This window comes from Paenibacillus sp. E222, from assembly GCF_013401555.1.
In the GTDB taxonomy this organism is placed as follows: Bacteria; Bacillota; Bacilli; order Paenibacillales; family Paenibacillaceae; genus Paenibacillus.
Genome location: NZ_CP058552.1, coordinates 6238065 through 6251474 on the forward strand (window position 1 = coordinate 6238065; position 13410 = coordinate 6251474).

10 protein-coding genes are annotated in these 13410 nt (G+C 47.8%); 3 read left to right on the forward strand and 7 right to left on the reverse strand.

Features of this window, described 5'->3' with window-relative positions; genetic code table 11:
• Positions 1-131 precede the first annotated feature (131 nt).
• The 3 genes from HW560_RS27620 to HW560_RS27630 form a co-directional block, all read right to left on the reverse strand.
• Entirely contained in the window at positions 132-908 is a 777-nt protein-coding gene (locus tag HW560_RS27620; protein WP_109999737.1) for a polysaccharide deacetylase family protein, read from the reverse strand.
• A gap of 67 nt (positions 909-975) precedes the next feature.
• Complete coding sequence (locus tag HW560_RS27625; RefSeq protein WP_090895731.1) at positions 976-1914, reverse strand: aldo/keto reductase; 939 nt, start codon at positions 1912-1914, stop codon at positions 976-978.
• 88 nt (positions 1915-2002) lie between these two features.
• On the reverse strand, positions 2003-4027 hold the full coding sequence (locus HW560_RS27630) for a Na+/H+ antiporter (protein WP_179265210.1): 2025 nt from the start codon (positions 4025-4027) through the stop codon (positions 2003-2005).
• Between the two features lie 214 nt (positions 4028-4241).
• Here HW560_RS27630 and HW560_RS27635 point away from each other — a divergent pair, with 214 nt between their 5' ends.
• Positions 4242-4541 carry a hypothetical protein gene (locus tag HW560_RS27635; protein ID WP_072732330.1) on the forward strand — a complete coding sequence of 100 codons (300 nt, stop codon included), beginning with the start codon at positions 4242-4244 and terminating at the stop codon, positions 4539-4541.
• Positions 4542-4626: 85 nt separating this feature from the next.
• On the opposite strand, the gene HW560_RS27640 is transcribed toward HW560_RS27635, so the two are convergent.
• A complete protein-coding gene (locus HW560_RS27640; protein ID WP_091000748.1) occupies positions 4627-5109 on the reverse strand; it encodes a MarR family winged helix-turn-helix transcriptional regulator in 483 nt (160 codons plus the stop codon).
• A 188-nt stretch (positions 5110-5297) separates the two neighbouring features.
• Here HW560_RS27640 and HW560_RS27645 point away from each other — a divergent pair, with 188 nt between their 5' ends.
• Positions 5298-5822 carry an NAD(P)H-dependent oxidoreductase gene (locus HW560_RS27645; protein WP_053783691.1) on the forward strand — a complete coding sequence of 175 codons (525 nt, stop codon included), beginning with the start codon at positions 5298-5300 and terminating at the stop codon, positions 5820-5822.
• Positions 5823-6074: 252 nt separating this feature from the next.
• The gene (locus tag HW560_RS27650) at positions 6075-7181 is read left to right on the forward strand and encodes an FAD-dependent monooxygenase (RefSeq protein WP_179265211.1); all 1107 of its coding nucleotides are present in this window, start codon (positions 6075-6077) and stop codon (positions 7179-7181) included.
• Between the two features lie 149 nt (positions 7182-7330).
• Here HW560_RS27650 and HW560_RS27655 read toward each other — a convergent pair whose 3' ends face one another.
• The 3 genes from HW560_RS27655 to HW560_RS27665 form a co-directional block, all read right to left on the reverse strand.
• The gene (locus HW560_RS27655) at positions 7331-9907 is read right to left on the reverse strand and encodes a beta-mannosidase (RefSeq protein ID WP_179265212.1); all 2577 of its coding nucleotides are present in this window, start codon (positions 9905-9907) and stop codon (positions 7331-7333) included.
• Positions 9908-10007: 100 nt separating this feature from the next.
• Positions 10008-11591: a helix-turn-helix domain-containing protein gene (locus tag HW560_RS27660; protein WP_090895720.1), complete on the reverse strand. Its 1584-nt coding sequence runs from the start codon at positions 11589-11591 to the stop codon at positions 10008-10010.
• Positions 11588-13393, reverse strand: a complete 1806-nt coding sequence (locus tag HW560_RS27665) for a cache domain-containing sensor histidine kinase (protein ID WP_090895717.1) — start codon at positions 13391-13393, stop codon at positions 11588-11590. Before HW560_RS27665 ends, HW560_RS27660 begins: the two co-directional genes overlap by 4 nt.
• Between the last annotated feature and the right edge of the window lie 17 nt (positions 13394-13410).

Here is a 13410-nt window from a genome sequence, read left to right on the forward strand (position 1 = left end):
GCGCTTGGCAACCCTAAAGCCTATATAAAACCCTGTATCACGGATCGGATCTGCAAGCTTCCCTTTTATAAATTGAAACAATAAAAAACCGCAAGTCTCTTTAATCAGAGACCTGCGGTTTTTGGCTTGCACTATGGATGCTGGGGCATGGATGAATTGTCATCCTTGGCAGCCTCTCTCGCCTTAACGGCAAGCAGTTCCGATACGGTTACAAAACGATAACCTTGCTCCTGCAACTTGGGCAGAATCGTTTTTAGCGCAGCAACCGTCTGGGACTTGCCCTCCACCTTGTCATGAAACAGCACAATATCCCCGTTACGTGCGTTCTTCAGCACTTTGTTCACAATGGCTGATACACCTGGTGAAGCCCAATCACGTGTGTCCTGATGCCAGGACCATAGCACAATCGTATAGCCTTGCTGTTTGGCGACCTGAATGACCATGTCATTGTAATAGCCTCCCGGGGGTCTAAACAGCGTGGGACGCTGAGCCCCTGCTCCAACAATGGATTTCTCCGCTATGTTCATTTCGCGGCTGTACTTGTCCGCCCTTGTTGACCTGACCGCGTACGTATGTGCATACGTATGATTGGCGATTTCATGTCCTTCCCGCTGCTCCTGCTTAATCAGATCAGGAAACTTTTCCGCCCATTTACCAAGCACAAAAAAAGTGCCTTTGGCCTGATATTGCTGGAGCAGAGCCAGAATCTGCGGGGTTTGGACAGGATCTGGTCCATCATCAAAGGTCAGTGCGATGAGTTTGTCATGCGTGGGAACCTCCCACACAATCTCTCCCCGTTCCTCATAATACTGTCGATTCTTCTGCACAGGTTTGGCTAAGGCAGAACTGCTACCAAGCAAAAAAACCAGCGTACACAATCCGATGAATCGGGCTGCCTTCAGGTTCATGTTTATGTCCTCTCTTTATCTTCAAACGTAAACTCCCTGTTAGCATTTCCCGATTCATTAGAACTAATTAACGAAATATTTGATCAATGACTGCAATTTCCTCGGCTGTGAGCTCAACATCCAGTGTTTTTAGATTGTTGATGACCTGCTCCGGTTTCTTGGCACCAGGAATGAGCGCATCAATGGAGGGCTGTGTCAGATACCAGGCCAGAACGAGATGTGCCACCTCCGCATTCTTGGACTGTGCAATGCTTCGTAGTTGTTCCACCTTGTCCAGATTCTGAATAAAGGCTTCCCCCGTGAATAACGGGTTCTTGGCCCGTCCATCCTGGAAGGTTGTATCCTGATTATATTTGCCTCCCAGCAGACCTGCTGCCAGAGGGAAGTAAGGTACAAAAGAAATGTTATGCTCTGCCGTATAGGGCAGTAATTCTTTCTCCGCTTCTCTTTTGAACAGATTATATTCAGACTGCAGTACATCCACATCTCCATCCTGATTCGCCTCACGCAGCTGATCAATGGAGAAGTTGGACACTCCGATGGCACGAATTTTACCTTCGTCCTTCAAACGTTTCAGTGCACCTACAGCCTCATCCTTCGGTGTATGTTCATCCGGGAAATGTATATAAAACAAGTCGATATAATCGGTCTGCAGACGTTTCAAAGCCTCATCTACAGAGGTTTTGAGGAAAGCAGGCGAGTTATCAAAAACGACGTTGCCATCCACAAATTGATGTGCTGCTTTCGTTGCAATGATGGTATCTTGGCGCTGACCCGTTTCTTTCAGCACTTCACCAATTAACCGTTCTGAATGCTCAGGTCCATAGATGAAAGCAGTATCCAAAAAGTTAATGCCCTGTTTCAAAGCCGTACGAACGACATCCTTGCCTATCTCATCATTCAGCATATTCGGATAGATATTATGTCCTCCTACTGCATTTGCCCCCAATCCAATCGGGTTAACCATCAGATCTGTTTTGCCCAAACGAGTACGTTGTTCTGCCATTCTCATCCATCTCCTTTTCTGAGCGTTGATAACTCAAATTATATTATATCAGAGGGTTAAGCATATTTAAATTATCGGGTTTATCGGATTAAGTGTTTTTCAGCGCAGTGGCTTCCACATCATTGATGAATCGACGAAGTTTGGCGGCCACATCGCGGTTGATTTCACCATTTTCGTATAGCTGCTGTATCGTATTGCGCTGCTCCTGAATCGCCACCATTTGCAATTCCAGCTTTTCCTGATCAAATGGATCTTCGGTTTTGCCCTGATTCCAGGTGCGTAATTTGGCAATAACCCGTTCATATCTGGAGATAACCGACAAAGCCACGATCCGGTTACTATCATTCATATGAGCACGAATGGCCTTGATCGCTGCTTCAGAGGTACGCATCTTCACTTGACGGAACAGGTCCGCATTCTCAAGCATAAATGGCTGATCCGGTTTCTTTGAACGATTCATAAACACATGTCCAAACACGCGTCCAATTTCACTAAGCGAGAACATCATCTGGGTATTCGTACGGTTCGCAAGCATCATTTCCTTACGATCCAGCCAGCTGTTACATTTAAAGGCGGCTTCCGAAGCAATGACATTTTCATCCATCATCTTCTCAATCTCCTTGCGTTCAGCCCGCGTACCGATGAGATTAATTGCTGTTTCCTGTTTCAAAATGTCCTTGCGCTTACCGGCAGTAAGCTCGCCAGCCGCCTGCCTGATATATTTCGACAGGTCGGAAACAACCGCAAGCGCAGCCGCTTTGTTCTCATCATTCATTTCCGACTTGACTGCACGAATGGCAGCATTCAGCATAATACCCTGTGCTTTTCGTTCCGTCGTTTGCGGTGCACCTTCCTCCGCTTTTTCTTCGTTCTTCGCAAGAATAGGAAGGAACACACTCGCAGCAATCAGAGTGAACAGAATCACACCTGCCGCCAGGAATATAATCAGATCCCTTTCAGGAAATGGAGACCCGTCTTGGAGAACATAAGGGATGGAGAAGGCCCCCGCCAGTGTTACAGCCCCTCTCACACCCGAAAGAGTAATGATCGTGATTTCTTTCAGCCGGGGCTTCCCGCTCGACAACGCCTCACCGGAATTTTCATTTCCTTTCCAGAACAGATAGATCCAGACAAAACGAAGCACCAACAACAACACTGAGATGAGGCCCACATAGCCAAGTACTTGGAGGTTATCAAACGAGACATTCTCGAAGATGGTACTCAGCACATCCGGAATCTGTACCCCCAGAATGACAAAGACCAATCCGTTCAAAATAAATAGAATGACAGACCAGGTACTGGCCGATACCACCTGCATCTTCAGTTGTACAGACTCGGTCCGGTCACGCTCAATCGCATGAATGATCCCGCCGGCGACGACCGCAAGAATGCCCGAAACACCGACCTCCTCACTTACCAAATAAATGACGAAGGGCGTTAAAATTTGCAGTAACATATGAATCGTGACATCTTCCATCCCCAGACGCCGAATCCAGACACCCAGTCGGATCAACAGGAACGATAACAGGGCACCAATCAGCAACCCGCCAATCGCGATAAGTATAAAACTAAATGACGCCTGAGCCAGGGAAAATACCCCTGTAACCGTGGCGGCAATCGCAAATTTGAATGCAACCAGACCGGATGCATCATTCATTAATGCTTCTCCCTCAAGAAGCCTATGTATGCTCTTGGGTAAATGCACACGACCTGCCATAGCGCCTACAGCCACAGCGTCTGTCGGGGACAGAATTGCCGCAAGTGCAAAAGCCGCAGGAAGCGGAATGGTTGGAATGAGCCAGTGAATGGCATATCCTGCCACGACAACCGTGACAAATACAAGGCCCAGGGCCAGCAAAAGGATGGGCGCTCTTAGATTCCACAGCTCGTGCCTCGGTGTTCGCTTCCCGTCGTTGTACAGCAACGGAGCGATAAAGAGCACAAAAAACAGTTCCGGATTCAGTGGCAGATGTACACCCGCAGGTAATAGTGCAATGGCTACACCAAGAACAATCTGAATCAACGGAACGGGGATAAAGGGTACAAACCGGTTCAAAATATTCGATAAACCGATCAGTACCAGCAAAACAAGCACGGCGATAAATAGTTCCATGATGACAATCCCTTTCCGAATAATGAAGTGGTGAAAACCATTTGGTATAGCCTTATTTTAACATAAACCAAAGTTTATTATAAAAATGTTGTCATATTCAATACCGTCCAAAACGAATGGACAACAGTCCGATTGCAGATTTCTGATTGGTTCTGTTTATAAGATGTTACAATATGCTCAGGACAATACCCGTTTGGAAAGGAACTTGGTGTCTATGGCATTTGGAATTAAACGACAGGAGCTGGCCGAGTGGAAAGAACGTGTATCTCGTGGCGACCTTGCCTATCTCACTCATTTCTGGATTGATAACCGTTTTCCGGGCATTACCAGTGTGACGAAAGTGGGTTGTTCAGATCTGAAACGGCTTGAGGACTGGTGTAGAGAGCATGGACTCGACCCACGTTACATCCATCGGCGTCAGCCTTTCCCCCATTTTGACCTGCTCGGTAAAAAACAGAAGGAAATTCTGATCCAGGAAGGTCTGACCGATCACATTCAACGTTTCCATCTCTGATTGAAAATTAAAACGCCAGCCTTCAAGATTCAAGTCCCAAAGCGGGCTTCAAATCTTGAAGGCTGGCGTTTTACACACCTTTTATTTAGCGATGCGTTTGTTCCAACGTTTTCATTTTCTCCAGCAGTTTTAGCTCAATTTTCTTCAGCATGCCAAACATCTGCAGTTGTTCCTCTTCCGTAAGCGCCTGCAAAAGTTCCCACGTCATCCGACCGCGATTATTAATCAACGTTTTTGCAAGCTGCTTCCCATCTTCCGTTAAGGACAACCATACAATTCTTCGGTCCTCTTCGCTGCGCACCCGCTGAATAAGACCTTCGCTTTCCAGTTGATTCAGCACAATTGTGGTTGCTCCTGAAGATAGACTAAGTTGTCTGGCCACATCCACAGCCATACAGCGTTCTTCACGTAGAATCATACCCAATATATGACTTTTCGTCGGATTCAATTTGCAGTTTGTTTCATTCTTTTGCTGCTGATCCAATACTTTATTTTTATATCTGAAGAAGGCCTCCAACAATTGATCCACATTTGCCAATTGAGAGTTTCGCTCCGTATCCGGGCTCATAAACGTTCCTCCTACCTTTGATCATAACCTACCTTATATTGTAACATATTTGTACTATTTTGTTTGTGAAAAATGCGCTTGTTTCCCAAACCCTTTACTTGTCTGTAAAGTTCATGCTTATTTTACGGTTTCATGTGACAAGCTACCTTATAGCATGAACAGATAACCACACAAGGAGGAATGAAGCAATGAACATTTATATTGTTTTCGATAGTGAAGGCGGTCATACACGAGCACTTGCCGAGTCGATTGCTGCTGGCGCGGCCAGTGTGCATGGTGCTACCGTTCATTTGCATTCCACAGAAGAAGCCGACATCTATAAGCTGGTGGAAATGGACGCCATTATCTGGGGCTGCCCCGGACATTTTGGCTCCATCAGCTCCGGGTTGAAAAAATGGATCGACAAGCTGGGCTACCTCTGGGCAGAGGGCAAGCTTGTAGACAAAGTGGGTGCGGTGTTCTGTACCATCGCGACCGAGCATGGCGGACTGGAGTCAACGTTGATTCATTTGCTGACACCCATGCTCCATCAGGGCATGATTATTACCGGGCTGCCAGGGAACTTTGCAGATAATGCATTATATGGATCTTATTATGGTGTTGGGGTGACATGTCCGGTGGACAGTGATGATCTGCTCAGCGAACAGGGCATAGCACTGGGTAAAGCTCTGGGAGAACGCGTGGCTCGCATAACCAACCGACTAATCACATAGAATTTAGAGCATTTCCCATAAAAGAAATTGCTGTTCTTATCAAGCCTGCGCTCATATGCTAAAAAGCAGTACGGCAGGCTTGAACATCCCTTCCTGTAGAGAAATAGAAGGATTCTATTGCATTATTGGATTGAATTTGTTTATAATAACGTATATCTTTAAAGTTACTTTTAGTTACTTAATGATTTTTATAAATCTGTTATTATAAAGTAATACGATATTCATCCATTATATTGCAAGGGAATTTTACAAATGAATCAAAATACACATTTAAAAACTGATGTTTGTATTGTGGGAGCTGGCCCTGGAGGGGCTCTACTCTCATTCCTGCTGAAACAGCAGGGAATATCCACCATTCTGATCGAGCGCCAGCCGCACCTGCTTAAGTCGTTTCGTGGTGAAGTGCTTAATGCAGATGGTGAACATGTATTGAACAAGCATGGGTTATACCCTTCTGTCACCCAGCGTGGTGTGTTGCCCCTGGAGCAAATTCAATATTGGGAGAATGGTCAGATTATTCATACCATTTTCCCTGGAGAGCAAGAATCCCATGTAGGCATTCATGTGCCGCAGGATCATCTGCTGGAAGTCATCGTGTCACAATCATTGAAACAGGGTAACGAACATGTGCTTTTCAATACCGTCATGACTGGATTTTTGCGGAATAAGGCAGACAAAATCGTTGGCATCAATGTTCGGAATGAAGGACGGCCTGCTTCCATTGAAGCAGCCGTTATTGTTGGTGCAGATGGCAGATATTCAGCTGTACGCAGATACGGGGGTCTGACCCCGGAAATCCATAAACATGGTTACGACCTGTTATGGGCTCGAATTCCTGCTCCAGCAGGCTGGGAGCCTGCTGTTCGGATGGCCAGTATGGATGGTCAGCAGTTGGCGTTATTCTCACAATTCGGAGGTTACGTACAGATTGGATGGAACATTCCGCAAGGGTCCTTCTCCAAGCTGCGTGAGCAGCCTTTTGCTCCCTTTGTACAGAAACTCGTGACGGCCTTCCCCTGTCTCGCTGATTCGGTAGCTGAACATATCCAAACCTGGAGTGATTTTGTTTTGTTATCCGTAGAGAGCAGTTTCGCCAAATCGTGGGCGCAGGACAACATAGTCTTGCTTGGGGATGCCGCTCACACGATGACTCCGACGGGCGCTTTTGGACTGAATGCAGCATTGGAAGATGCGGACGTGCTCGCTGAGCTGCTCATTGATATGGCCGCCGATCAATTCACTTCTACAGAACGACTGCAAGAGCTGCAGGCCAGACGTGGAGAAAAAGTGAAGCAGCAGTTGGCTAGGCAACTGGAGATGGAGTCTTCGTTCCAGCAGCGGTACGAATCTTTCCAATAATGGTGCGTGTATTCACGCACTGCGTTAATCAACAAACAGCCGATGCTGCCCTGTTGGGGAAGCATCGGCTGTTTTCTTATGTTATGACTAAACCGAATGTCACCATCTGTGAACCGGATTTGCATAGGCTTTTGAAAAACAAATAGGAATTAGGTTTCACTCCCATTCATGGCGCTTACCCGCAGCTCAGTCATCGGCAGAGACAGCTTCTCGGGATGACGCAATCTCACCGTACGGCTCTCACCAGGGAGAAGATCGAAATAGTTATCACTGAAACGAACACGACCAAGGGGCAGCTCGAGCTTCACCAACCGTGCAATTGCACCCATGGCCGTAACCGTTACGGATTGCTCCTCTTCGTTCACATGCACACTGAGCTGCGCTTGAGGCAGGTTAACATGCTTCGGATCACGTAAGAAATATCGATTGAGTGGTGCAGTGAAACCTTCGGCTGCCAATTCAACCATCACTTCTTCCGCCAATCTGCCTCCCAATACTTCCGCTTCGCTCAGCTCTGCAATGCGAGTAGCGGATTGCGAACTTGTCTCCACATAATGAGAACTGGAGTACACCTTTTCCCCATTCAATCCATAGATATTAAGTCGAAGCTGTCCCTTCAGAGTCTCCCGTGTGTCATTCACAACCCATAACGTAAGCGGCTCACCCGGTTCATGTTCCAGAGACAGCAGTATCGGATGAAAGAATACTTTTCCGTAATAAAAGGAGGCCTTTGGCAGCAGCTCGTAGTCAATCATGGACCAGCTTGTGCCTGGCCAGCTGTCATTCAGCTGCCACACCAGGGCTCCGCTATTGCGATGATTGATCCGCCGGAAATGTTCAATGCCATACCGTAATCCTTCCGCCTGTGTCAGCATTGAATAGTTCATGTACTCTTCGATATTTTGCGGAATGCCCGTGTATCCTTCCATCAGAAGAATGCCTTTCTGATGATTGGTATCCTTATTCCGATAGGCCATTTCGGGACTGCCCCAGTAAAATTGGCCTGCAGGCATGTTTTTCTCCAGTGTATAGCGGTTGGCCGAGGCGTGCATGCCGAATTCACTGCTGAACAGGGCATTGTCGTGTTTATAGTTTTTGAAGGTCACACCCTCAATACTGTAGTTCAGCAGTGGCGGCTCGCCGTGTTTTCGTGGATAGACGGAACCATGCCATACCTGCCAGTTATGGCGATCCCCCACATCCGGATCATTGGCATCATTGCCGAGACTGTCCCCATAGGGTGAGGAAGGCCAGTATGGACGAGATGGATCCAGCCGCTCCAGTACTTCCGGGATCAGCTCATGGTAGATCAGTTCTCCATAGAAGGGGCTGGTAATATCTCCACTGGCAGACTTCATGTCATAAAGCCAATCAATTTCGTTATTGCCACACCAGAGTGCAAGCGAGGCACGATTGCGCAGGCGCAGGACATTATTTTCTACCTCATCCCGTACATTGTTCATGAAATCCCGATTAAAATCAGGGAATAAGGCGTTGGCAAAAGCAAAATCCTGCCACACCAGCACGCCTTGCCGATCACATTCATCATAGAAGACGTCCTTTTCATATATACCGCCTGCCCAGACACGCAGCATATTCATATGCCCTTCCACAGTCAACTCGATCAACTCACGATACCGGGAGGCGGGGATGGCACCAATCAGATGGTCGGCCGGAATCCAGTTGGCTCCTTTCGCGTACACACGTACTCCGTTCAGAATAAATGTAAACGCCTCCTCACCCTGTTCATTATGAAGCGCGAGTTCAATGGTTCGTACACCGTAAGGCACGTTGTATTGATCCACTTCCACCCCATCCGCAACTAGTGTAACTTCCAGTCTGTACAAGTAAGGTTCACCCAGGTCATGCGTCCACCATAATTGCGGTGAATCCAATTTTAGTATTGTATCTGCAAGACCATTTTCCACAACAACTTCAGCAGATCGTGCCACTTCCTGACCACTCGCATCCAGTAAACGGATATCACATGACAAAACCACAGGTTTTTCACGTTTCTGTCTGCTACGGAAAGACAATACAGACTTCACATCAGCAGTGACATGGACAGCCGCTTGCTGCTTGCTCACGGATTCGGTTCGTGCAAATACGTTCTCCAGCTTTGCAATCGTTCGTCTTTCAAGACGAACCCCTCCCCAAATTCCTACGGTGACCATCCGTGGACCCCAGTCCCAACCGAAATTCATCGCAGCTTTGCGCAACCAGGGCCGTTCCTTCGTATATGAAGACCAGTCAAACGTTTCCTTGTCTCTGTGATGCAGATAAAGGGGGTCGAACTTGACCGCTATGGCGTTCCAGCCATTACGAACCAGTGTCGTCACATCGAAAGTGTGGGACATGAGCATGTTGGCCGTTTGCCCCACTTCATGTCCGTTCACATATACGGTAGCGAACGTATCCAACCCGTCGAATACTAACTCAAAGTATTCCTCTGCTCCCCCATCCTTCACCAGGTTGAAGTTAGTACGATACCACCATTCCTTCTGCTCGATCCATCGACTCTTGGCATCGTTATGCCCATAGTAGGGCGGATCAATGATGCTGCGTTCCACCAGAGCGGTGTGCACATCCCCTGGTACCTCCGCTCCGATCCAGAATCGATCATCGAGCGCTGCGGCTGCAACATCCATGGCCCGCTTTTCCCCAACCTCAAAATGCTGTATTTTCCATTGCCCTGACAAATCCTGACTTGAATTATTCATCTTCATCCTTGCCTCGCTCTCCAGTCCCCTTGGTAATACGATATCGAAAACGTTTGCAATAAAAACATGACTTCGTTCTTTCGTTTGTTCGTTTGTTTGCTTTCCTTTAATGTCCGGAAGTCTTGTACGACACAGCCTCCTCACGATACTCACTCGGAGTCTTGCCCGTATGTTTTTTGAATAGCCTGCTAAAATACTTCACGTCCTCATATCCACTGATGGCAGCCACTTCACTTACTTTTGCAGGAGAAACCACCAGCATGTCCATCGCGCGCCGAATTCGTATACCTGTTACAAAATCGCCAAAAGTGACGCCCGTTTCCTTCTTAAACAGTTCACTGAGATGACCCGGATGCAGATGAACCTGACCTGCGACATGCTGCAGGCTAATATCCTGTGCCAAACCGGATTCCATATAAGCAATAGCCTTCTGTACATGCGTAGTCCGCCCTTGTCCCATCTGACTATGATAGGTATGCATCAGCCCATATAAATGATGAAACAGCAGATCCCGAAGTTCACCAGCATCGGCATCCGGATCTGGCTTCCATGGTTCGAATCGTTCCAGTTCGTCCCTTCCAATGGCTCGCATGGTGCGAATCAACCAGCGCTGTCCTGCATTCACCGCAGCATGCAGACAAGCATCCAAAGACTCTGGCGTTACTTCGGGGTCCATCAGGAGTTCATCCACCAGTTCTCGTGTCCATGTGGTCAGCATAATCGAGTCATTATCCATCAACAATGTCCCCAATTTAGTTTCTTCCTCATGTTGAAGAACGGTTTTACCTCCTATGCGGTGCAAAACGTCTTCATATTGCCATATCCTGTCCTTAAGTAACCCATGGTAACGGTATGCAATCGACGCCGTACGGTAGCTCTCATGCAGAAGTTGAACCTCCATACAGGGTCGACCTGCTGCTGCACGCAATGTACATTTCAACAGTTGCTCCATCCGGGTTAACGCAATGCCCAAAGTAAATTGGAAATCCTGCTCATCCGGCGGCAGCTGAACAACACAGATAATCCGGTCCTTATGAATGTGTGCAACTGCGCCCGGCAGAACATCCTCCAGCATATTTTGCACGGCAAAGTTTAGTAAAGTAGCCGAAGAACGATTCCATCCCACAGCTTTCAAGATCAGAATCTGTCTCTGCATATGGTCCATGTCGGAGGAACCTTCCGATTGCACATTTATTTCCGACTGCAGAAATACAGGACAAGGGCTAGATTCAACGTCTCCATCAATGATCCATCGAGCGAATAGGCGCTGTTTGTTCTCGCGCAGCAGCTGCCCTTCTCTTGATTTCTCAGCCCATCGTTCGGTAATCCGTTGTTTGGCCTGAAGCACCGTCTCGATAATTTCTTCCGGTTTACTCGTCTTAAGCAGATAATCCGTGACACCTTGACGAATGGCTTGCTGGGCGTAAGAGAAGTCATCGTATCCCGATAAAATAATGACCTCGAGTTCCGGCAGCATATGCAGACCTTCCTCTGCCAGTTCAAGCCCCGTCCTTCCCGTCATCCGAATATCAGTCATCAGAATATGCGGCCTCTCCTCCGCCATGCGTGTTAACGCCTCTTCTGCAGAGGCTGCTGGCGTAAGCAGCTCAATCCCCAGTTCATGCCAAGCGATTACACTGGCGAGCCCTGTTCGGATAATCACTTCATCATCAACAATCAGTAATCTCATGACGATTCCTCCAAGATTGGAATGGAAAATGAAATCCGGGTTCCACCTCCGACCCGGCTGTCCACTTCGATCTGCGCTTCAGCTCCATAATGAAGCAATAGTCTCTCGTTCACATTGCGGAGCCCGTAACCACCTTGGGATGTTTGCTTCATTGGCTCTTTTTCCGTCCAATGGTGGTTTAAATCACGGTGCTCCTCCTCATCCAATGACACAAGGTTGCTTCTGACATGCTCCAGTCTGTCCAGCTCCATGCCAACTCCATCATCCAGAACCAGCACATTCATTCGTTCCTGTTCTTGCCGAATCAGGATTGTGATTGTGCCCGTACCCGCTTTCGGCTGAATTCCGTGAATCATGGCATTTTCGACGAGCGGTTGGAGCAGCAATTTCAGCATCATTCGCTGTTCAAGTGCCGGATCCACAATATAATGCACGGCGAACTTGTCGGGAAATCGGATGGACTGTACACGAACATAATGGCGAATATGGGCAATCTCCTGCCCTACAGGACAATAATCCCTACCTTGATTCAAGCTGATGCGCAAAAAATCACTCAATCCTTCGACCATCTCTGCAATCCGCTTTTCCTCAGACATCAAGGCTATCCAGTGAATGGATGAAAGGGTGTTATACAAAAAATGAGGATTGATCTGTGCCTGAAGTGCCCTGAGATCAGCTTCCTTCTTGCGGACTTCACCGCGGATAACCTCTTCCTTCAGTCTCTCAATATGGGCACCGAGCAAATTATAACTCTCTCCCAGCTTGCCGATTTCATCATCACTTTCCGATCGGAATAGGGGCAGCGGTCGATCTGGGTCCATTCGGGACAAATGCTTCGTAAGAACTCGCAGCGGCTTTGTGACTCGTCGCACCGTAAACCAGACCAGTCCTGCACTGATGGCAGCAGACAGCGTCACTGCAACGGCAGTGAGGATCAGAATATAACCGTTTTCGGACTTATACTGATCGTAGGGAACTGTTCCGGTCAGCGTCCAGCCTGTCAACAGTTCCGGATAATAGAGCAAAGTACGTTTCTCATCGCCGTTGCCATACGTGGCTGTTCCGCTTCCCTCTTGTTGGATCAGCGTATGTATTTCAGGCTCAATCTTCTCCAGAGACTGTCCAAGACGGGATTTGTCCATGGAAGACAAAATCTCTCCAGTGGGACCAATCAGTTCCAGTCGACCTTCACCCATACCCATTCCCAGCGCCGCCCATCCTTTCGAGATTGCCTTCTCGTCTAGACTGATCGCCAGCCATCCGATAGGCCGATAATCATGAATGCTGCGAATGGGTCGAACCAATGTAATTACATTCTGGATACCCGCATAATTCTGAACCGGATATACGCCAGTCCATGCTTTAACCGCATCACCACGCGGAGCAGGAGGATAAGACACATTGGATGATTCATACCATGTAGCCGTGGACAGAGCCGCATCGAAACGTTCCGGATAGATGGCAATGTTGGCTATATATTTTTTGGAAGCGGCCAGATTGGTCATCCTGCCCAGAATATCCACACGCTCCTGCACATCGTCCTCATCGTTACTTAAATACTGCTGAATGTCCCTTTCTCCGATCAGAAAAATCGATAACGTCTCGACATCCTGAAGCATATAGCGCAAATTCGCTTCCACCTGCTTCAGTGTGTCCATGCCCGAAAGCTTTGTTTTTTGCTCTGTGATGCGGGAAGAGATCAGAAAGGCGAACAGCCCCAGTGCCAGCAACGGCACAATCATGGAAGCCGTAATCACGATGGACAACTTCCGTTGCAGTGAAGATGTTAGCCAGCGTCCCACACCTTTTCCTCCTCTGG

What these genes read in the sequence shown, in the direction of transcription:
- HW560_RS27620 (WP_109999737.1), bottom strand. Translation starts at nt 908, where the DNA reads ATGAACCTGAAGGCAGCCCGATTCATCGGATTGTGTACGCTGGTTTTT.
- HW560_RS27625 (WP_090895731.1), bottom strand. Translation starts at nt 1,914, where the DNA reads ATGGCAGAACAACGTACTCGTTTGGGCAAAACAGATCTGATGGTTAAC.
- HW560_RS27630 (WP_179265210.1), bottom strand. Translation starts at nt 4,027, where the DNA reads ATGGAACTATTTATCGCCGTGCTTGTTTTGCTGGTACTGATCGGTTTA.
- HW560_RS27635 (WP_072732330.1), top strand. Translation starts at nt 4,242, where the DNA reads ATGGCATTTGGAATTAAACGACAGGAGCTGGCCGAGTGGAAAGAACGT.
- HW560_RS27640 (WP_091000748.1), bottom strand. Translation starts at nt 5,109, where the DNA reads ATGAGCCCGGATACGGAGCGAAACTCTCAATTGGCAAATGTGGATCAA.
- HW560_RS27645 (WP_053783691.1), top strand. Translation starts at nt 5,298, where the DNA reads ATGAACATTTATATTGTTTTCGATAGTGAAGGCGGTCATACACGAGCA.
- HW560_RS27650 (WP_179265211.1), top strand. Translation starts at nt 6,075, where the DNA reads ATGAATCAAAATACACATTTAAAAACTGATGTTTGTATTGTGGGAGCT.
- HW560_RS27655 (WP_179265212.1), bottom strand. Translation starts at nt 9,907, where the DNA reads ATGAAGATGAATAATTCAAGTCAGGATTTGTCAGGGCAATGGAAAATA.
- HW560_RS27660 (WP_090895720.1), bottom strand. Translation starts at nt 11,591, where the DNA reads ATGAGATTACTGATTGTTGATGATGAAGTGATTATCCGAACAGGGCTC.